This is a genomic window from Roseateles sp. So40a (genome assembly GCF_048081605.1).
GTDB lineage: Bacteria > Pseudomonadota > Gammaproteobacteria > Burkholderiales > Burkholderiaceae_C > Roseateles.
The window spans coordinates 1641059-1660383 of the sequence record NZ_CP182288.1 but is presented as its reverse complement, the minus strand read 5'-3'; the positions used below and the strand labels follow the sequence as shown (position 1 = coordinate 1660383).

17 protein-coding genes are annotated in these 19325 nt (G+C 69.2%); 7 read left to right on the top strand and 10 right to left on the bottom strand.

Annotated elements, in window-relative coordinates; genetic code table 11:
- Positions 1 to 45 precede the first annotated feature (45 nt).
- Complete coding sequence (locus ACNI65_RS07710; protein ID WP_416762196.1) at positions 46 to 3168, bottom strand: two-component regulator propeller domain-containing protein; 3123 nt, start codon at positions 3166 to 3168, stop codon at positions 46 to 48.
- Positions 3169 to 3290: 122 nt separating this feature from the next.
- Between ACNI65_RS07710 and ACNI65_RS07705 the strand changes: the two genes are divergently transcribed.
- The 4 genes from ACNI65_RS07705 to ACNI65_RS07690 all read left to right on the top strand — a co-directional run bounded on the left by ACNI65_RS07705 (position 3291) and on the right by ACNI65_RS07690 (position 7490).
- Positions 3291 to 5894 carry an excinuclease ABC subunit A gene (locus ACNI65_RS07705; protein WP_416762195.1) on the top strand — a complete coding sequence of 868 codons (2604 nt, stop codon included), beginning with the start codon at positions 3291 to 3293 and terminating at the stop codon, positions 5892 to 5894.
- Between the two features lie 70 nt (positions 5895 to 5964).
- Positions 5965 to 6351, top strand: a complete 387-nt coding sequence (locus tag ACNI65_RS07700; RefSeq protein WP_416762194.1) for a hypothetical protein — start codon at positions 5965 to 5967, stop codon at positions 6349 to 6351.
- A gap of 380 nt (positions 6352 to 6731) precedes the next feature.
- Positions 6732 to 7058, top strand: a complete 327-nt coding sequence (locus ACNI65_RS07695) for a hypothetical protein (protein ID WP_416762192.1) — start codon at positions 6732 to 6734, stop codon at positions 7056 to 7058.
- A gap of 42 nt (positions 7059 to 7100) precedes the next feature.
- Positions 7101 to 7490, top strand: a complete 390-nt coding sequence (locus ACNI65_RS07690) for a hypothetical protein (RefSeq protein WP_416762191.1) — start codon at positions 7101 to 7103, stop codon at positions 7488 to 7490.
- A 2-nt stretch (positions 7491 to 7492) separates the two neighbouring features.
- On the opposite strand, the gene ACNI65_RS07685 is transcribed toward ACNI65_RS07690, so the two are convergent.
- Together ACNI65_RS07685 and ACNI65_RS07680 are read right to left on the bottom strand one after the other, a co-directional pair.
- Complete coding sequence (locus ACNI65_RS07685) at positions 7493 to 7864, bottom strand: YciI family protein (RefSeq protein ID WP_416762190.1); 372 nt, start codon at positions 7862 to 7864, stop codon at positions 7493 to 7495.
- A gap of 153 nt (positions 7865 to 8017) precedes the next feature.
- The gene (locus tag ACNI65_RS07680) at positions 8018 to 8200 is read right to left on the bottom strand and encodes a CsbD family protein (protein WP_416762189.1); all 183 of its coding nucleotides are present in this window, start codon (positions 8198 to 8200) and stop codon (positions 8018 to 8020) included.
- Positions 8201 to 8394: 194 nt separating this feature from the next.
- Here ACNI65_RS07680 and ACNI65_RS07675 point away from each other — a divergent pair, with 194 nt between their 5' ends.
- Both ACNI65_RS07675 and ACNI65_RS07670 read left to right on the top strand, forming a co-directional pair.
- The gene (locus ACNI65_RS07675; protein ID WP_416762188.1) at positions 8395 to 9531 is read left to right on the top strand and encodes a zinc-binding metallopeptidase family protein; all 1137 of its coding nucleotides are present in this window, start codon (positions 8395 to 8397) and stop codon (positions 9529 to 9531) included.
- Complete coding sequence (locus ACNI65_RS07670; protein WP_416762187.1) at positions 9528 to 10421, top strand: transglutaminase-like domain-containing protein; 894 nt, start codon at positions 9528 to 9530, stop codon at positions 10419 to 10421. The genes ACNI65_RS07675 and ACNI65_RS07670 overlap by 4 nt, the downstream gene beginning before the upstream one ends.
- Before the next feature lie 36 nt (positions 10422 to 10457).
- On the opposite strand, the gene upp is transcribed toward ACNI65_RS07670, so the two are convergent.
- The 7 genes from upp to ACNI65_RS07635 all read right to left on the bottom strand — a co-directional run bounded on the left by upp (position 10458) and on the right by ACNI65_RS07635 (position 18021).
- Complete coding sequence (gene upp / locus ACNI65_RS07665) at positions 10458 to 11090, bottom strand: uracil phosphoribosyltransferase (protein WP_416762185.1); 633 nt, start codon at positions 11088 to 11090, stop codon at positions 10458 to 10460.
- A gap of 145 nt (positions 11091 to 11235) precedes the next feature.
- Positions 11236 to 11991, bottom strand: a complete 756-nt coding sequence (gene rlmB / locus ACNI65_RS07660) for a 23S rRNA (guanosine(2251)-2'-O)-methyltransferase RlmB (RefSeq protein WP_416762183.1) — start codon at positions 11989 to 11991, stop codon at positions 11236 to 11238.
- A gap of 22 nt (positions 11992 to 12013) precedes the next feature.
- Complete coding sequence (locus ACNI65_RS07655; protein ID WP_416762182.1) at positions 12014 to 12784, bottom strand: DUF1624 domain-containing protein; 771 nt, start codon at positions 12782 to 12784, stop codon at positions 12014 to 12016.
- Between the two features lie 127 nt (positions 12785 to 12911).
- The gene (locus ACNI65_RS07650; RefSeq protein ID WP_416762181.1) at positions 12912 to 14882 is read right to left on the bottom strand and encodes an ATP-binding protein; all 1971 of its coding nucleotides are present in this window, start codon (positions 14880 to 14882) and stop codon (positions 12912 to 12914) included.
- A 248-nt stretch (positions 14883 to 15130) separates the two neighbouring features.
- Positions 15131 to 16264, bottom strand: a complete 1134-nt coding sequence (locus tag ACNI65_RS07645; protein ID WP_416762180.1) for an ABC transporter substrate-binding protein — start codon at positions 16262 to 16264, stop codon at positions 15131 to 15133.
- Between the two features lie 133 nt (positions 16265 to 16397).
- Positions 16398 to 17786 carry a DUF6895 family protein gene (locus tag ACNI65_RS07640; protein ID WP_416762178.1) on the bottom strand — a complete coding sequence of 463 codons (1389 nt, stop codon included), beginning with the start codon at positions 17784 to 17786 and terminating at the stop codon, positions 16398 to 16400.
- Positions 17787 to 17790: 4 nt separating this feature from the next.
- On the bottom strand, positions 17791 to 18021 hold the full coding sequence (locus ACNI65_RS07635) for a hypothetical protein (RefSeq protein WP_416762177.1): 231 nt from the start codon (positions 18019 to 18021) through the stop codon (positions 17791 to 17793).
- A 357-nt stretch (positions 18022 to 18378) separates the two neighbouring features.
- Here ACNI65_RS07635 and kdgD point away from each other — a divergent pair, with 357 nt between their 5' ends.
- Positions 18379 to 19293, top strand: coding sequence for a 5-dehydro-4-deoxyglucarate dehydratase (gene kdgD / locus ACNI65_RS07630; protein WP_416762176.1), 915 nt, complete (start codon positions 18379 to 18381; stop codon positions 19291 to 19293).
- Positions 19294 to 19325 lie beyond the last annotated feature (32 nt).

Genomic DNA, 19325 nt, shown 5'->3' with positions numbered 1-19325 from the left:
CCACGCTCATCAGCGCAGGCACGGTCAACCGCCATCTCCGCGGTCTCAGACCGACACGGCACCCTCCGCGCCCTCGCTCTCGCTCACGCCGCCACCGCTCGCATACGCGATCCCCGCGCGGATGCGCAGCGACACGCAGGTGCCCTGCCCCGGCAGATCGGTCACCGCGAACTGCGCGCCGATCGAGCGGGCACGCTCCCGCATCGCGCGCATGCCGAAGTGGCCCGACGCCTGCGCGCGTGACAGCTTCTCGGGCCGCAGCCCCACGCCGTTGTCCTTCACCTCGATCCCGAGCCAACGCCGTCCATAGCTGAGATGCACCGCCACCTCGGTGGCCTCGGCATGTCGCGCCGCGTTGAACAGCGCCTCGCCCACGATGAACGACAGTTCGTCGAAGACATCCGCCCGCACCCGGCGCGGCGTTCCCTCGCTCACCACGCCGACCCGCGTGCGGTCCGTGAAGGGCTGTTGCTGCAGCAGCCGGCGCGCCTCGAATTCGAGTTCGCCCGTGCGCGTGCGGCGCAAGCCCTGCAAGCGATCGCGGCCCTCGCTCAACACATCCTCGGCGCGCTCCAGCACGCTGTCGAGCTCGCCCCTCGTGCCACTCTCGCCGCCCTCACTGCGCTGCCCGTTCTGCCCGCGCAGCTTGTTGGCTGCCGCCTGGAAATGCAGGATCAGCCCCTGCACGCTCTGCAGCAGCGTGTCGTGCATGTCCCGCGCGATGCGCTCACGCTCGCTCGCGCGCTCCGCGTCCCGCTCGCGCACCCGCGCCAGCACCTGCCGCATGCGCAGCATCGACAGCCCATAGATCACCAGCAGCCCCGCAGCGCCCATCGCCAGCTTGAACGGCCATGACTGCGTCAGCGTCGTCGGGATCGACACGCTCATCACCGCCGGCTGCGCGCTCCACAGCCCATCGTTGTTGGTGGCGCGGACCTCGAATCGATAGTCCCCGGGCCGCAGGTCCGACAAGACCACGCTGCGCTGCGGGCTCGGCGCGGACCAGGCCTCGTCCACGCCGACCAGGCGGTGGCTGAACCGCACCCGCGACGGCACCGCCAGGCTCAGCGCGGTGAAGGCCACGCGCACCGTGGTCGTCCCTGCCGGCAGGACCACGCGCGGACCGGCGGCGATCTCCTGATCGCCCGCCACCACCGATCGCACCAGCACCGGCGGCGGCAAGGCGTTGTCCGCCAGCGTCGCGGGGTCCATGCGTACGACGTTGCGCCGCGTAAGAAACCACACGCGGCCATCGCCACCGACCGCCACCTGCGCGCCCGGCGCTTTCTGCACGAAGCTGTTGAGTCCGTCCTGGAAACCGAAGACGCGCGCCTTTGGCGCGGACCCGCCCGCGAGCGCCGACTCGAGTTCGCCCGCGCGCAGCCGCACGATGCCGGCATCGCCGATCGCCCAGGCCTCGCCGTTGACCGATTGCGCCCATCCGTTCAGCGACGCGGCCCAGGGCGCCGCCTCGATGCCCAGCAAAGCGGGTGACGCCGCGCTGGGCCCGCCAGCCGGCCCCGCCTCCACCATCGCCAGCCCTCGACTGCCGCTGACCGCCAGCCCGGCGCTCGTGGGCAGCAGTCCCTCGATCCCGCCGGCCGGCGAGCGCGACGCCTCCAGCGCCAGGAAGGGCAACTCGCCCGAGGGCGGGGCCGCGCGGAACAGGATGGCAGCGCCTCCCTGCCCGTCCAGCACGGCGTTGGCGGGCAACGAGGGCGACGGCTCGGCTTCCCGCCATCGGGACCAGGCGCCGTCTTTCATCCAGTGGAGGCCACGATCCAGCGCCGGCATCCAGAGCCGATGCTCGGCATCCTCCGCGCAGCCGTACGCCATGGTCCCCGGGGGCTTGGCGAAGCGCTCGGCCCCTCGCGCGTCCACGCGCAGCACCCGATCCGCCAGAAAGAGCCACACGCCGCCCGCGCGCGCCGCGCACAGCGCCTCGGCGGGACTGCCGTTCACCCGCACCCGGCGCGGATCCGCACCCGGCGCGATCGCGTACAGCGCCTGCGCATCGGCCACGTAGACCGTGCCGTCGCGCGCGGCGGCAAGGCGGTAGCTCGTCGGCGAGTTGTTGGGCAGGCCGGGCTCGACCACCACGCTGGCCGGACGCAGCTGATCCAGCCCCAACTCGGTGCCCACCCACAGGCTGCCCTCGCGGTCCTGGAAGAGCGCGCGCGTCTGGTCGGAGGTCAGGCCATCGGCGGCGTCCAGCGACGCGACGCGGTCCTTGCCCGCGCCCGTGGCGGGCAGAGCCTGGCCGGGCGCGCGGATGCGCAGCAGGCCGCTGTTCCAGGTCGTCGTCCAGAGATCGCCCTGCCGATCGAACAACAGTCGCGTGCCGCCCACCGGTCCGGGATGCGGGATCACGGCGTCCTGCCGGTCGGCTGCAGCCAGCCGGCGCGTACCCTGGGCATCGGAGATCCAGAGCCGCCCCTGCGCGTCCTCGGACAGGCTGGCGCGGGGCTCGAGACGATCCTGCGTGACGGTGAACCGCGTCTGGCCCGGCCGCAGCACCGCCAGCGCCTGCGACAGGGCCACCCACATCGACCCGTCGCGCGCGAGGTGCAGGTCCCAGACCGGCTGGGCAGGCAGCCCGTCGTCGGGTCCGAACTCCCGCCAGGCCCCGGCGTGGAAGCGGGCCAGGCCCAGCGTGCTGCGGCCACCGCGCGCGATCCAGATCCCGCCCTGGTCGTCTTCCTCGATGTCGTTGACCTCGCGCGACGGATGCGGCATGCGGGCGTCGAGCAGTCGGCCCTCTCTCAGCACCGCCACGCCGCGCCCGCGCGCCAGGCCGACCCACAACTCGCCCGAGCGCGCCGCGCGCAGGCTGGAGACCACGAGCCGCTGCGCGGGCTCGGCATCCGCGAGGCCGATGGGCTCGAAGCTCACGCCGTCGAAGCGGAACAGCCCCTCGACGCTGCCGATCCACAGGAAACCGTCGCGGGTCTGGCTGATGGAATTGATGCGGCTGGGCGCGCCGCGCTCCATCGGCCAGGCGGTGTGCTTGAACTCGGCCAGCGATGCCGGCATCGGCGCGGCGCCGACCAGGCAGGACCAGGCCAGGGCCGTCAGCGCCCCCAGCGCCGCCAGGCGTGCCCGATCACCGCGCCGGGCTCGTCGCGCGCGCAGGGGCATCACCGGGATCGACAGGATCGGTCGCGTCATTCGAGGGGGCTGGATCCCGCGCGGCCGTGCGCGAGCGAGCCGGATGATACGGGCGCACGGGACCCGCGCTTGCCAGAATGACGATCCCGCTGCGCCCACTGGCTCACCGCCCAAGGACCTCCATGCCCCCGTCCCCGCCCCCGCCCCCGCCCCCGCCCCCGCCCCAGCATCCCGAGCCCCTCCTCGACGCGAACCAGCCGGACCGTGGCCGGACCGCCTTCGTCCAGGTGCGCGGCGCGCGGGAGCACAACCTCCGGGACGTCGACGTGGACGTCCCGCGCGACGCGCTTGTGGTGTTCAGCGGCGTGTCGGGCTCGGGCAAGTCCTCGCTGGCCTTCGGCACGATCTACGCGGAGGCTCAGCGCCGCTACTTCGAATCGGTCGCGCCCTACGCGCGCCGGCTCATCGATCAGGTCGGCGTGCCGGCGGTCGACGCGATCGAGGGACTGCCGCCGGCCGTCGCGCTGCAGCAGCAACGCGGCACGCCGAGCGCGCGCTCCTCGGTGGGCAGCGTGACGGGGCTGTCCTCGCTGCTGCGCATGCTGTACTCGCGCGCCGGCCGCTACCCGGCGAAGCAGCCGATGCTGTACGCGGAGGACTTCTCGCCCAACACGCCGCAGGGCGCCTGTCCGCATTGCCACGGCCTGGGCCGCGTGTACGAGGTCACCGAGGCGTCGATGGTCCCCGACGACACGCTCACCATCCGCGATCGCGCCGTGGCGGCGTGGCCGCCAGCGTGGCATGGGCAGAACCTGCGCGACATCCTCGTCACGCTGGGCATCGACGTCGACAAGCCCTGGCGCGAGCTGCCGCGCAAGACGCGCGACTGGATCCTGTTCACTGACGAGCAGCCCACCGTCCCCGTCTACGCCGGCTTCACGCCCGCGGAGACCAAGGACGCGCTGCGCCGCAAGATGGAGCCGAGCTACCAGGGCACCTTCAGCAGCGCGCGGCGCTACGTGATGCACACCTTCGCGACGACGCAGAGCGCGCTGATGAAACGCCGCGTGTCGCGCTACCTGATCGGCGGCGCCTGCCCGTCCTGCGACGGCAAGCGGCTCAAGCCCGAGGCGCTGGCCGTGACCTTCGGCGGGCTGGACATCGGCGCGCTGGCACGCTGCCCGCTCGCGGAGCTCGCTCGGCACCTCGGCGACGCCGCGATGGACGGCCTCAGCGACGAGAAGCGCCTGGCCGCGCACCGCCTCGTCGACGACGTGCTGATGCGGCTGCGGCCGCTGCTCACGCTCGGACTGGGCCACCTGTCGCTGGAGCGTGCCACGCCGTCGGTCTCGCCGGGCGAGCTGCAGCGGCTGCGCCTGGCGACGCAGATCTGCTCCAACCTCTTCGGCGTCGTCTACGTGCTCGACGAGCCCTCGGCGGGGCTGCACCCGGCGGACGGCGAATCGCTGCTCGCGTCGCTGCAAGCGCTGAAGGCGGCGGGCAACTCGATCTTCGTCGTCGAGCACGACCTCGGCCTGATGCGCGCCGCGGACTGGATCGTCGATGTCGGGCCGGGCGCGGGCGAACTCGGTGGCCGCGTGCTCTACAGCGGCCCGCCGCAGGGACTGCGCGGCGTCGAGGGTTCGCGCACTGCCGCGTACCTCTTCCCTGAGGCGAGCGAGGCGGAAACGGGAGATCGCGCGCGCCGCGCGCCCAAGGGCTGGTTGAAGCTCGAAGGCATCACGCAGAACAACCTCGTCAACGTGGACGCGGCGTTCCCGCTGGGCGTGTTCACCGCGGTCACCGGCGTGTCGGGCTCGGGCAAGTCCTCGCTGGTGAGCCGCGCGCTCGTGGATCTCGTCGGCGCGCACCTCGGGCATGAGCCCGCGGGCCTCGATGACGACCAGGACGCGGACGCCTCGGGTCCGGAGGGTCGAGGCGACAGCGGCGCTGGACTCTTGCCGACGAGCGGCCGCATCACCGAGGGCGCCGAGGCGATCCGGCGCCTGGTGCGGGTCGACCAGAAGCCGATCGGACGCACGCCGCGCTCCAACCTGGCGACGTACACGGGGCTGTTCGACCACGTGCGCAAGCTCTTCGCCGCCACACCGGCCGCGCGGCGTCGCGGCTTCGACGCCGGGCGCTTCTCGTTCAACGTCGCCAAGGGCCGCTGCGAGACCTGCGAGGGCGAAGGCTTCGTCAGCGTCGAGCTGCTGTTCATGCCCAGCGTCTTCGCGCCCTGCCCCGCGTGTCATGGCGCGCGCTACAACGAGGCGACGCTGAAGGTGCTGTACCGGGACCGCAGCATCGCCGACGTGCTGGGCATGACGGTCGACGCGGCGTTCGAGTTCTTCGCCGAGGAACCCGCGCTCGCGCGGCCACTGGGCTTGCTGCAAGGGATCGGGCTGGGTTACCTGCGGCTCGGTCAGCCGGCGACGGAGCTCTCGGGCGGCGAGGCCCAGCGGATCAAGCTCGTCACCGAGCTGCAGCGTGCGGCGCGCGGGCACACCTTGTACGTGCTGGACGAACCGACGACCGGGCTGCACCCGTCGGACGTCGACAAGCTGATGGCGCAGTTGCGCGACCTGGTCGAGGCGGGCCACACGGTGGTGGTGGTCGAACACGAGATGCGCGTGGTCGCCGCCGCGGACTGGGTCATCGACCTGGGACCGGGCGCAGGCGGGGCCGGCGGCCGGATCGTCGCGACGGGCACCCCGGACGACGTCGCGGGGCACCCCGCCTCGCGGACCGCACCCCATCTGAAGGCCGCGCTCAACGGGGCCTGACACCCGGTCGGCCGGGCCCCGCGCTTGCCGATCTCCGGCATCGACCTTCGGGTCCCTGCAAGGAGTTTCCATGGCCACCAGCAGCATCCTCGGCGGCACGCCCGCCCCCTCGCAGGCCAAGGGCCGCGGCACCGACGCGCTCGGCCCGAGCGACAGCTCGGACAGCGGCAGCGACGTCTCCAACGAGCGCCGCATGGCCACGGGCGCGGACGATCCCGATGAACTCGGGGCGACGCCGTCCGAGGCCGGCTCCGACACCGACCGTTTCGGGACTGGCGAGCGCGCGTCCGCGACGCCCGGCCACGATCACGAGTCGGCGGACATTCTTCCCGATCGCGTCACCCGCTCACCGGACAACAGCGACATCGACGCATCGATCGACGTCGAGGACTTGCCCAGCGGCGATGACCCGTCCGCCGGGCCGGATCCGGAGCATGAAGAGGACGACGAGCTTTGAGGAGACGCAAAGTCAGATCCCTCATTTGGCTGACAGACCACAGATTGCACGACATCAAAACGTCTCTTGACATTGTCAAAGGATCGCGATCAACACGTTTGGCGCGAATTCCACCCACCTATCGAGGTGGGGCACTAACCGACTAATGTTGGAGCAAAGTGCCCCACTAGCAAGTAAGTTGCGCGAGCCGCCTCGAAACTTCCACCGCACATATCCAATCACGCATAAGACTGAATTGATTCGATCAAAGAACTTTTGAAATATCAGCCTGAACAAGTCAACTTAAGCGCCACGCCCTCAAACCCATCGAATACCGTCGGATCAACAGTTGCCTTTACGGGCATCTGCCAGGTGCGGGTGAAACGTGCCGGCGGCGATCGATGGCCGCAGATCCATCGACAACCATTCAGGTTCTGAGAATGCAAGTTTTGACAGACGCAGAAATTGATCTGGTCCACGGCGGCACAGCCGAAGGAGCGGCAGCGGGCGTGGCGGTGGGAGGCATCGCTGGGGGAGTGGCAGGCGAGCTCTACGGCGGCGTGGCCGGCGCAGCCATTGGCGCCGTCTTTGGCCCAGCGGGGGCCATGGTCGGATATGTGGTGGGAAGGAAATTCGGCCAGACCATCGGCTCTGCGCTTGGCGGCGCGGCGGGAGGATATATCGGGGATCGGGTGACCGGCACCGAGACCGATCAATCGACTTCCTGATACTGACAATGCACCCGCCTTGCGGGTGCATTTCTATCATCCATGACCCCACGCACGCTGCACCGGCAAGCGGTGATTCTCAACGGAATCGCCTCGACCATCTCCTTGATCACGATCTACGATACCGCACCCATCCGCGACGCCAATATATGGTCTTTCACCAGCATTGCCGTCATGGCGCTGTACTTCGTCTACGTTCTTCGAGTATCTCTACCCGCGCACATCCATGAGGAGCGGCTGTGCTGGGACACGGACCAACCCTTCCCCCGGCTCCATCAGATCCTATTGGCGAAACCCATCATCCTGACTTGTGTGGCCGTCCTGGTGCTGTTCAATTTCCCCACCCAATACAACAAGATCGGCTGGATTCCGGTGGTTTGCGCCATGCAGGTCGGGTACTACGGCGCCGCGCTCTTTGCATTCCGGCGCTGACCTCATCGCCCCAGATAGAAGTCCATCGGGATGAGTTCCACCGCCCAGCCGCCGACGTCGCCGATCTGGGCGGCGGGATGCATGGACGCGATACGCAAGGCCTCATCGGCATCGTCCGCCTCGATGATGAACAGTCCGCCGACCACTTCCTTGGCCTCCGTGTAGGGGCCGTCGGTGACGTGCGTCTTGCCCGCGCGCGGCCGGAGCGTCTTCCACGTCTCCAGGTCGCCGAGCGACGCTGACACCAGCATCTTGCCGGTCGCCTGCATCTTCTCGTCGAGGGCCGGGCACTGGCTGACCAGCGCCTTCACCTCTTCGGGCGACATTTCCGCGAACTTCTCGGGGGTGAAGTACGCGAGGCCGAGGTATTTCATGGGAGCTCCAAGTGAGGTTGATGCCTGGACGACGAATCGCCGGCCCCATTCTCGACATCGCATGAAAGAAAGGCCGATGGACATGCATCCATCGGCCGTCCCTGGCTTTACGCGCTGGCGAAGCGCTCAAGGCGCTCCGCAGGGGCGTGACGCTCAATGCTTGTTGGCGTCCTTGATCGCTTCCTTGGCGTCGCCGTAGTTCTTCTGGGTCTTGCCCTCGACCTGCTTGGCCAGGCCCTTGGCCTGCTGCTCGGTGCTGCCCACGACCTCACCGGTCTTCTGCTGCACCTTGCCAGCGATGTCCTTCGCGGCGCCCTTGACTTGGTCCTTGTTCATGGTCGATCTCCTGAAAGTGAAGCTGCGTTGCCACCGTTGCGGAACTGCTTTTCGGTGGGACAACTTCATCGTAGGGAACGGACCTCGACCGTGGTGCAGGGCAGAGACGCATCTCCAAGTCGGATCGGTCCTACACCGCCAGCGAACAGGGCACAGACGCGCCTCACGGGCCCCAGGCTTGCCATGTCGCCTCCGTGCTCACACGTTCCTCCCGCCCTTCCTCCCACCATTACCGCTGCGTCTGCGGGCGCCGCGTTTTCTTCCGCAACAGCGCGTGCCTCGCCTGTGGCTCGGCGCTCGGTTTTCTCTCGAGCGACGCCTCGCTGCATGCGCTCGTGCCGGGCTCCTCTCCACACACCTGGCGCGTGACGGGTCATGACGGTCTCTTCACGCGATGCGCGAATTTCGACACCGCCGCCGGCTGCAACTGGCTGGTGCCGCTCGATGATCAATCACCGCATCGGTACTGCATCGCCTGCGCGCTCAACCGCAGGATCCCCGACCTGTCGGTGCCGGAGAACGGCGAGCTCTGGGGTCGCATGGAACGCGCCAAGCGGCGCGTCATCGCGCAGCTGCTCGAGCTCGGCCTGCCGGTGGTGTCCAAGGCCGTCGATCCGCGGCGCGGGCTCGCCTTCGACTTCCTGCGTTCCCTGCCCGGCCAGCCCAAGGTCATGACCGGCCATGCCGACGGTGTCATCACCATCGACATCGACGAGGCCGACGACGCCCACCGGGAGCGTGCCCGCCAGCAGCTGCACGAACCCTATCGGACGCTGCTGGGCCACCTCCGCCACGAGGTCGGCCATCACTACTGGCTGCAGCTGGTCGCCGATACCGATTGGCTGCCCGCCTGCCGCGAGCTCTTCGGCGACGAGCGCGCCGACTACGCCGCGGCGCTGAAGCGCAACTACGACAACGGCCCGCCGCCGGACTGGGCTTCACACTTCATTTCGGCCTACGCCAGCAGCCATCCCTGGGAGGACTGGGCCGAGACCTGGGCCCATTACCTGCACCTGCGAGACACCCTCGCGACCGCCGCGGGATTCCGGCTGCTCCAGCCGCTGGCCGATGCGGGCGGTGACAAGCCCTTCACCGCTGACGCGCTCTGGCGCCCCGACCACCCGACCGGCCCGGCCTTCCTCGAGCTCCTCCACACCTGGATCGCCGTGACCAGCGTGATGAACGAGATGTCCCGTGCGATGGGCCAGCCCGACTTCTATCCGTTCGTGCTGGTCCGCGACGTGGTGCCCAAGCTCCATTTCATCCATTGCGTCATCGATGCCGCCGCGCGCGGCGACGCCCCACCCCAGCCCAGGATCTCCACGCCATGATCCGCCTCGACCTGCAATTCGAGCTCGACTACCTCGTCGACTCGGCCTTCGGCGACTTCCTCTTCAGCGTGCAGCCCGCGCGCACCGCGGCGCAACGCGTGCTCTGCGAGCAGGTGACGATCGCGCAGGACCTGCCCTGGCGCGCCGAGAACGCGCCCGCCGGCAACCGCGTGATCCGGGTGCGCGCGCCGCGCGGCCCGCTGCACCTGAGCTACGCCGCGAGCGTGACGATCGAGCATCTGCTGAGCGACCCGGCCACGCTCGAGGAAACCCCGGTCGACGCCTTGCCGGTCGACGTGCTGCCCTACCTGATGCCGAGCCGCTATTGCGAGTCCGACCGGCTGGGCGCCTGGGCCGAGGCCGTCTTCGGCGCGATGCCGCCGGGCCATGAACGGGTACGGGCGATCGAGGCCTGGGTGCGCCGGCACATCGCGTATGTGCCGGGCGCGTCGACGACGCGGACCTCGGCGCTCGACACGATGACGGATCGCGTCGGGGTCTGCCGCGACATGGCCCATCTGATGATCGCGCTGTGCCGCGCGCTGTCGATCCCGGCCCGTTATGTCACCGGCACGGACTTCGGCGCCGACACCGCGCGAGCGCCTGATTTCCACGCCTACGTGGAGGCGTATGTCGGCCGTCGCTGGTATCTCTTCGATCCCTCGGGGACCGGGGTACCGATGGGCTTCGTGCGCATCGGCACGGGCTTCGACGCGGCGCAGGTGCCGTTCGCGATGCTGTTCGGCGAGGTCCGCGCGCCCTTCGCGCCATGGGTCCGCGCGACCGCCTGCGAGGGTCCCGGCCTGGAGCTGCCCCGACCGGTGGACCAGGCGATCTCGTCGGACCTCGACCATCGGCCGATGCCGATGGTGGTGGCGGCGAACGGATGAGCGCTGCCGCCGGTCGTCGCCTCCCGGCGGTGACGCTCAGACGTCCTTCGTGCCGAAGATCTTGTCGCCCGCGTCGCCCAGGCCCGGGATGATGTAGCCCTGCTCGTTGAGGTGGGAGTCGATCGCCGCCGTCCAGCAGCGCACGTCCGGGTGCGCCTTCGTCAGCGCGGCCACGCCCTCGGGTGCGGCCACCAGCACCAGCGCGCGGATGTCCTTGCAGCCGCGCTTCTTCAGCAGGTCGATCGTCGCGATCATCGATCCCGCCGTCGCCAGCATCGGATCCACGATCAGCGCGGTGCGCTGGTCCAGCTGACCCACGAACTTCTCGAAGTAGTTCACCGGCTGCAGCGTCTCGTGATCGCGCGCCAGGCCCACGACGCTGACCTTCGCGTTGGGCATCATGTCCAGCACGCCGTCCAGCATGCCCAGGCCCGCGCGCAGGATCGGCACCACCGTCACCTTGCGGCCGGCGATCTGCTCGACCTCGACCTCGCCGCACCAGCCCGCGATCGTCGTCTTCTCCAGCGGGAAGTCGGCCGTCGCCTCGTAGGCCAGCAGCCGAGCGACCTCGCCGGTCAGCTCGCGGAATTTCTTGGTGGACATGTCACCTTCCCGCATCAGGCCGATCTTGTGCTTGACGAGGGGGTGCTTGACTTCGATGACGGCCATGGCGGTAGGAGGTCCGGTAAGAGAGGATCGGGCCCCGGTCAGGGCCTCTTGAATGTCGAAGCGGCCCCGCAGGGCCGCAGTGGCGCGATTATCTCGCTTCGCAAAACCCATGCCCGGCGTGCCCGGACGGGCCCGCGCGCTGGCCTCAGCCCTTCTTCTGCCGCTGACGCAGCGCCTCGTACAGGCACACGCCGGCCGCCACCGAGACATTCAGGCTTTCCACCGCGCCCTGCATCGGAATGCGCACCAGCTCGTCGCAGGTCTTGCCCGTGAGCTGCCGCATCCCCTGCCCCTCGGCGCCCAGCACCAGCGCCACCGGGCCGCTCAGGTCCAGGTCGTACAAGGTCTTCTCGGCCTGGTCGGACGTGCCGATCACCCAGATGTCGCGCTCCTTGAGCTCGCCCAGCGTGCGCGCCAGGTTGGTCACCATCAGGTAAGGCACCGTCTCCGCCGCGCCGCTGGCCACCTTGGCAACCGTCGCGTTCAGGCCGACCGCGTGGTCCTTGGGCGCCACCACGGCGTGCGCGCCCGCCCCGTCGGCCACCCGCAGGCAGGCGCCGAGGTTGTGCGGATCGGTCACGCCGTCCAGCACCAGCACCAGCGGCGGGCCCTCGACCGTGTCCAGCAGGTCGTCCAGCGAATGCTGCTGCGCCACCACCTTCACGCGGGCCACCACGCCCTGATGGCGCGTGGTGCCGCACAGCTTCTGCAGGCGGTCGTCGTCGCTCTCGACCAGCCGCGCGCCGGCGGCCTGCGCCTTCTCCAGGAAACCGCGCATGCGCTGGTCCTTGCGGGTGGCGTCGAAGAGGATCTCCTGCACCGACGCGGGCGCCGTCTTCAGGCGCACGGTCACGGCGTGGAAGCCGAACAGGATCTGGGTCTTGGAGGGAGAGGAGCTCATGGGGCGCGATTGTCGCAGCCCTTCAGATCCACCCCAGCTGCCGCGCGCCCATCAGCGCGCCGATCATCACCGGCTGGTGGACCATGTAGTACGACAGCGACCATCGCCCCAGTCCCGCCAGCGGCCGCAGCGGCAGACTCAGCGGCCGCTGCATCCAGCGGCGCACCGCCGCCACGCGCATCAGCGCGCAGCCCCACAGCATCGGGCCCAGCCAGGGCAGCAGCGGGACGTAGTCCTCGGTCAGCGGCTTGCGCGTGACCAGGCCGACCCAATTCGTGGTGCGGGTGTCGAAGAAGGGATCGGCGACCAGGAAAGGCAGCGCGATGGCCAGCGCGCCCAGGGCCCACAGCGCCGCGGTGGGCAGCCGCGCGAAGCCGAAACGCACCAGGATGAGCATCAGCGCCATGCCGTGCAGCACACCGAAGCTGATGTACGAGCGCGGGAACATCCACCACGAGCCCAGCGACACCAGCAGCGCGCAGCCCATGATCTGGCCCCAGCGCCGCCAGAAGCGGTAGGCCGTCTGACCCTGGCCGAGCGCCACCGCCTGGCCCATCCCGGCGCAGAGCAGGAAGAGGCTGACGATGCCGCTGCGCTGCCAGGTCCAGAAGGGGTCGCGGTAGAAGTCTTCGGTGATGAGCCGGAAGTAGCTCAGGTCGAAGCAGAAGTGGAACGCCGTCATCCACACCATCGCCAGGCCCCGCACGGCATCGAGCCGGTCGAAACGCGGGGTGGGCGCCTCCGGGCTCGGAGGTCGGGGATCGACCACGGCTTCGGGGCCGGGGTCAGGCATTGCGGTCGGAGTTCGTGCCGTCGAGTTCATCAGGGGGCAAGTCTACCGAAGGCGCCTGGGGCCTCGATGACACCGCCCGCGCGGAACATTTCGCCCGGGGATCGTCAGGCGCCACGGAGCCTCCACCTCAATCGTCGTTGCCCTCGACCAGATGCAGGTGCGTGCGTGCTGCGGTCTTCAGGACCTTGGCGGAGAGGTCCGCCCCCGTGATCTCGTCGTAGCGGGCCGGAATGCGGTCTTTCAGGCAGAGCAGCCGGCGGTGGGCGGACCGCGTCAACTGGCCGTAGGTGACCGCCCGGATGCGCGCGCGAGGCAGGCCGCCATCGATGAACTGCAGCTCCCGTCCCGCGGTGGCGGCGATGGTGTGTCCGACGACGAACGCGGTCAGCTGGGTCGGGCCGTCCATGGCGCCGCTGAAGTAGAAGTCCTGCACGTAGTTGTTGGCCTGCCGCACGTCGTCCCGACCGACCTCATGCCCGCCGCGCTTGAGCTCCACGATCAGCACATGGCGATGCTTGGTCAGCGCATCCTCGACGGGGTCGAAGCCCTCGGCGCCGACGATGGAGCAGGTCGCATCGGCGAGCAGCAGGAGATCGGGGCGGCGCCTGCGGAAGTCAAAGGCGTCCGGAGCCAGCCGCTTCTTGAAGATCGTCTCCGCCGCTGTCCGCAAGGACACGTTGGAGGCGTATTCGGTGCTGTCGAATTCGGGGCCGAAGAGCCAGCGGGCTTGGGTCACGAGCGGATGCAGCGTGTGCAACTCGTCCGTACCCGGGTCGGCGCTCAGCTTCTCGATCGTCGCGATCACCGTCATGCGGTGGTCGATCTCGTCCAGCACCGTCAAGGCCTCGCGGACCGTCCACTGGCTCAGGAGCCGATTGAGCCCGTCGATGTCCGACTCATCCAGCGTCGTCAGCCTCTCAAGCAACACCGCGCCTCCCCTCGCCCGCTCCAGCTTGATGGCCGCATGCACAGCCGCCGACAAGACCTCTTGCGACGCGGAAGGCATCGTCTTCGCCAGATCGCGCACGAACGTCGCGATCTCGGCACGTCCCAATGGAGACAGCGCCCCAAAGGCCTGGCGATTCCGCACCAGGGCCTCTTCCGAACTCTCTTCAATCAACGTGCCGGAGAGCTGCGCCGCGACTGCACGGGCATGGCTGCGCACCGCTTCATGCAGCGCTTGCACCCGCTGGCTCGACCGGAACCCCGACCAATCCGGGCTCACTTCCGCTGACCACTCGTCGCCGGCATGGACGGCGAACGAGTACCGCTCAGCGAAGCGGCCGCCGCCATCCATGACTGATTCCGCCCCGACCCACCAGCCGGGCGTGCCGACCCGACGACCATTCACCCAGAAGCCGATGCCTTGCTGGCGCAGGGACGCCGGAACCTGCGACTCGTCCATCACGTTGACCGCGACACCTGCTCCGCCTGGGATGTCCAGGGTTGCACACCTGATGACGCAAGACCTCGCCACGAGTGCGGCAAGCCGGCCATTCACGCGCACCTGGAAACGGTCGGTCGGCAGGAATCGCAAGGCCAACATGGCCAGGAGGTCATTCGCATCCGGACAGTGACGCCGAACGTCGACTGAAAGACGCGTCCCGTGGCCCGGCACCGGAAAGGTGGACGCCCGATCAATCCGGATCGGACGCTCATGACCCTGGGTGTCCACCTCGAATCGAGCGCCGTGACCGTCGCGCCACGTCTCGACCACGTAGCGATCCCCGAAGCACAAGAGCCCATGACGGCCGATGCCGTTGCGCCCGTGCGCAAGACGCTGCCAGTCGATCCGGTCTGGCGGGAACTCCACCGCCGCGGGCTGATGCTTGAGGCGGTCGTAACCGAGCATCATCCATCGCTCACGAAACTGGACCGCGGTCATGCCGTGTCCGTCGTCCTCGACGATGAGGCGGCCTTCCGGATGCGCGGGAATGGTGAGGTCCACGCGGGACGCTCCCGCATCCCACGCATTGGCCACGAGTTCGGTCAACGCGATCTCGGCGTCCTCGGCGATGCGGCCGAGCGTCCGCACCAGGTAGCTCTCTTCAAAGGCGGAGCATGCGCCTTCGTTCGGTGTGGAGGCAACAACGTGCATGGCGAGTCCTTCTGATCAGGACCGTTCCAGGTGGCTCGCTACGAGACACCTGGGACGGCCCTTTGATCTGAAGAACTCTATCGACGCCCAAGGCGCCCATGGGCGAGGCATCCGCCAAGGCGTTGCATTCGCGCCCCAGGCGCTCCTGCACAAATCAGTAGAGATTGAAGCGTCGATGACAACAAGACGGGACGATGGACGCCGCCGACACCGCCCTGCCCCACCTCAACGCAGCAAGGCCGCAAGCCTCACCGCATCAACCGCCCCCCCGCGCCCAGCACGGCGAAGTCGACGTAGCGCGACGGGGCCTGGCCCTTGCCGAAGGTCAGGCGGTGGCCGCCGACGTCCACATCGAAGCCCCGCTCCAGCGTGTCCGACAGGCCCGCCGCGCCCGGCGCCGTCGTACGCTCCAGCGCCCGCACCAGCGCCTTCGCCGCGATGAAGCCCTCCAGCGAGCGGCCCGACAGGTCCGCGTCCTTCGAGCCCTGACGCAGGCGCACATAGTCCCGCACCACCTCGCGGTCCGCCCGGTCATCCGTCGGCAGCACCAGCGAGAACGCGAAGCCCCGCGCCTTCTCCGGACCCATCTTCGCCAGCAGCGCCTGCACGTCGATGATCGACATGCCATACAGACCCGCTCGACCACCCGCGGCCTGGTAGCGCGTCGTGAACTCGATCGCCGCCGCCGTCGTCGCGGCGAGGAAGATCACATCGGGCGTCTGCTTGACCATCTCGTCGACCGCCTTGCCCACCTCGACCGTGTTACGCGCGTACCCGGACTGCGCCACCAGCGTCAGCCCGTACGTCTTGGCCGAGACCTGCGCCCCGGCCAGCGCGTCACGGCCCAGGCCGTCGTCCTGGAACACGATGCCCACGCGCCTGCGGCCCGTCTCGGCGAGTTGCTTGAACAGCCGTTCCACTTCCTCGCGATAACTGGCCTTGACCGGATACAGGCCGCGCGCGGTCAGCACGCTCGTCGCGCCCGACACCGCGCCGAGCATCGACACCCGGCTCTTCTCCAGAACGCCGTCCTGCTTGAGCGCCTCGAGGTTGGACGTGCCGACCGTGCCGATCAGCGCCGTCGGCGATTCCTGCGCGATCAGCTCCTTGACCAGGCGCACCGTCTCCTCGGGCTTCTGCGCGTCATCGCGCGTGACCAGCTTGATCCGCTGCCCGCGAATGCCGCCCTTGGCGTTGACCTCGTCGATCCACAGCTTCGCGCCCGCGTGGATCGCCTTGCCGGTCACCGCCTGCGGGCCGGAGAACGGCGCGACCTGGCCGACGACGATGTCGGCCTGCGCGGCCGGAGCCGCCGCCAGGCAAATCAGCGCGAACAGGCGGCGGGCACGAAGAGGCAGCGCGAAGGACGAGGCAAGAGGCATGGTCAGCAAGGGCTCAAGAGGTCAGACAACAAAGGCTGGCCATTGTTGCCAACACGGGTGAACCCGCATGTAACCAATCGACGTTATGGGCGAATGCAGGGAACTTCGTGCGAAGCACGGCTCGCCGCGCCGCTCAGCGTTGCAAGGAAGACGCGCCCGATGCAGTCGACACACCCGATGCACCAGACGCGCGCACGATCGCCATCGCCCGTTGCAGCTTCCTCAGCGCCTGCCGCGCGGACGGACCGTCCGCGCCGTGCTCGTCCAGCGTCGACGCCAGGACCTCGCGCAGCGCGTTGATGTCCCCCGTCGCCGCCGCGCGCCGGAAACGCACGCTGACCGACAAGGACGCGAGCCGCGATCGCGCCGCGTCGTCGAGCGCCTCGAAGGCCCGTTGCCATCGAGGCCATGCGGCTCGATCAGGTCCATCAGGTTGATCTGGTCGATCCGCTTGATCGGCCATGCCGTCCGGCAGCGGGATCACGGGGCCGGCGGCCGCGCGGCCCCCACCGCCGGGCAGCAAGGCCGCGGCGCACAACATGCCCATCACGAAGGTCGCGTGGTACGAACTGCGCAGCACGAGGTCCTCATGCGACATCGCGTCCTGCCCTGCCGGCTGCCTCGCCCAGCGCTCGTAGTCCGGTCCGGGCAGGAACCCGAGCTCGTCCTGCTCGCGCGCGAGCACGCCGTAGGCGAAGCTAGCCACCGGACTCCAGGGCTGGCGCAGCATCGGCCAGGTCCAGAGCAGCTCCGCGGCGAGGTCGAGGTTGTCCGCGTCCAGCGCGGCCGCGAGCGCCGCCTCCACCTCCGCGAGGATGTCCACCGGCTCACGCGGCAGGACCACCGCGCGCCGGCCCATGTCCGACGCGTACATCACCACATGCGTGAACAGGTAGAGATCCAGCGTCGAGCACCCCAGCACGTCCAGCGGCCAGCCCAGGCAGGTGCGATCGAGCAGCGCCGCGTCCGCCGGCTCGGCGTCGACGCGCCCGCGCCAGATCTGGTCCAGCCACTCGCCCTCCAGCAGGTGATTGGGCAGGCGCTCCGACCCCTGGACCGCATTGCCCTCGACGACACCGGCCAGCAATCGATCGAAGGCCTCGTCCGGATATCCGGCGTCGCTGAGGAACAGATGCGCCGACGCATGCTCCAGCGCGCGTCCCGGCTCATGGCAGAGCCGCTCGCGCACGCGCCCTCCCCGCGCCTGCGGCACCAGTTGCACCGCGAGCAGGCGGGACTCGACATCGAGCGTCTCGTCCAGCCCGCGCAGCGGTGCGGTCATGCGCAGCAGCATCGCGGACTCGCCCACGACCTTGGCCGGCACCAGCGGCGGCGGATGACACGCCGCGCTTGCCGACTCCTCCCCATTCAGGACCTCCCGGTTCACCGCGGCCTTCACCGCGCGCCGGGCCATGCGCACCGCCAGGTGCACCCGCCCGAGCAGGTCGTCCCGATGCCGGACCGGTGCCGGCCTCCTGCCTGCCACCCGCCGGACCGCGGGCATCGACACGACCGCGCTCATGACGTCACTCGTTGAACTGCCGCGCGTTGCGGACGATGTCGAGCTCGGGGCCGGGCCAGCCGCAGTTCCAGATGGCATTGCGGTTGACGATGGTGACGAGGGTCTCGCCGTGCAGCAGGGCCCGCTCGCCGAACTTCGCGAAGGTCGCGCCGACGGCGGAGACGTTGATGGCCTTGCTCTCGACGAGCGCTTCGATGACTTGCTGCTGGAACGCAGAACGGGTGTCGGACTTCATGTGGGCCTCCTGGTTGGGTAACGCGTGAAAGACGCCTCCCCGTTGTAGGTGGCCGTTCCCGCGCTCGACACCCCTAGCTCTCCCCCCTCTGAAGTGGTCCCTCCAAGGAGGCAACCGCAAAGAGGGTCCCCGGATGGGGGATACGGCGATGAAGTCGCTGAGGCCGCCGGCGCCGATGAAGCCGATGACCGCGCGCGAAGATCAATTAGGTGATTACCCGCAGTTGTCGGACATCTGCTTGAACGACGCCACTGGTATCGCTACCATTCGTCGCAAGCTGGTACCGGTACCAAGCCCATCGCGGCGAGGTGCGACGTCGGCCGCCAGTGCTGTTGCATCCACGGAGACAAGCCCCTCATGACCTCGCCCCAAGACCTCAAAACCATCATCTCCCACGGCCTGCTGTCGTTCCCGCTGACCGACTTCGACGCCCAGCTGAACTTCGCGGCCAAGCCCTACGCCGATCGCCTGGAATGGCTGATGCCCTACGGCGCCACCGCGCTGTTCGCGGCCGGCGGCACGGGCGAGTTCTTCTCGCTGGAGCCCAAGGAGTACAGCGACGTCATCCGCGTGGCCGTCGAGACCTGCAAGGGCCGGATGCCCATCATCGCCGGCGCCGGCGGCCCGACCCGTGTGGCCATCCAGTACGCGCAGGAAGCCGAGCGCCTGGGCGCGCAGGGCATCCTGCTGCTGCCGCACTATCTGACCGAGGCCTCGCAGGAGGGCCTGGTCGCCCACGTGCAGGCCGTGTGCCGCAGCGTCAAGTTCGGCGTCATCGTCTACAACCGCGGCGCCTGCCGCCTGACGCCCGAATCGCTGCTCAAGCTGGCCGACACCTGCCCCAACCTGATCGGCTTCAAGGACGGCATCGGCGACATCGAGTCCTTCGTCTCCATCCGCCAGCAGCTGGGCGACCGCTTCAGCTACCTGGGCGGCCTGCCCACCGCCGAGGTCTTCGCCGGCGCGTATCGCGCGATGGGCTGCCCGGTGTACTCGTCGGCCGTCTTCAACTTCATCCCCAAGACGGCCATCGACTTCTACAACGCGCACGCCTCGGGCGACACCGCCACGACGGATCGCCTGATCCGCGAGTTCTTCCTGCCCTACATCGCGCTGCGCAACAAGGGCCACGGCTACGCGGTCTCCATCGTGAAGGCCGGCGCCACGCTGATCGGCCACACCGCCGGTCCGGTGCGTCCGCCGCTGTCGGACCTGAAGGCCGCCGAGGTCGACGAGCTGGGCGCGCTGATCTCCAAGCTCGGCCCGCAGTAAGTCTTCCTGGGGAACGCGCGGCCGGTCGCCAC

Coding starts and splice junctions, on each gene's coding strand:
- ACNI65_RS07710 (WP_416762196.1), bottom strand. CDS start 3,168: ATGACGCGACCGATCCTGTCGATCCCGGTGATGCCCCTGCGCGCGCGA.
- ACNI65_RS07705 (WP_416762195.1), top strand. CDS start 3,291: ATGCCCCCGTCCCCGCCCCCGCCCCCGCCCCCGCCCCCGCCCCAGCAT.
- ACNI65_RS07700 (WP_416762194.1), top strand. CDS start 5,965: ATGGCCACCAGCAGCATCCTCGGCGGCACGCCCGCCCCCTCGCAGGCC.
- ACNI65_RS07695 (WP_416762192.1), top strand. CDS start 6,732: ATGGCCGCAGATCCATCGACAACCATTCAGGTTCTGAGAATGCAAGTT.
- ACNI65_RS07690 (WP_416762191.1), top strand. CDS start 7,101: ATGACCCCACGCACGCTGCACCGGCAAGCGGTGATTCTCAACGGAATC.
- ACNI65_RS07685 (WP_416762190.1), bottom strand. CDS start 7,864: ATGAAATACCTCGGCCTCGCGTACTTCACCCCCGAGAAGTTCGCGGAA.
- ACNI65_RS07680 (WP_416762189.1), bottom strand. CDS start 8,200: ATGAACAAGGACCAAGTCAAGGGCGCCGCGAAGGACATCGCTGGCAAG.
- ACNI65_RS07670 (WP_416762187.1), top strand. CDS start 9,528: ATGATCCGCCTCGACCTGCAATTCGAGCTCGACTACCTCGTCGACTCG.
- upp (WP_416762185.1), bottom strand. CDS start 11,090: ATGGCCGTCATCGAAGTCAAGCACCCCCTCGTCAAGCACAAGATCGGC.
- rlmB (WP_416762183.1), bottom strand. CDS start 11,991: ATGAGCTCCTCTCCCTCCAAGACCCAGATCCTGTTCGGCTTCCACGCC.
- ACNI65_RS07655 (WP_416762182.1), bottom strand. CDS start 12,784: ATGCCTGACCCCGGCCCCGAAGCCGTGGTCGATCCCCGACCTCCGAGC.
- ACNI65_RS07650 (WP_416762181.1), bottom strand. CDS start 14,882: ATGCACGTTGTTGCCTCCACACCGAACGAAGGCGCATGCTCCGCCTTT.
- ACNI65_RS07645 (WP_416762180.1), bottom strand. CDS start 16,264: ATGCCTCTTGCCTCGTCCTTCGCGCTGCCTCTTCGTGCCCGCCGCCTG.
- ACNI65_RS07640 (WP_416762178.1), bottom strand. CDS start 17,786: ATGAGCGCGGTCGTGTCGATGCCCGCGGTCCGGCGGGTGGCAGGCAGG.
- ACNI65_RS07635 (WP_416762177.1), bottom strand. CDS start 18,021: ATGAAGTCCGACACCCGTTCTGCGTTCCAGCAGCAAGTCATCGAAGCG.
- kdgD (WP_416762176.1), top strand. CDS start 18,379: ATGACCTCGCCCCAAGACCTCAAAACCATCATCTCCCACGGCCTGCTG.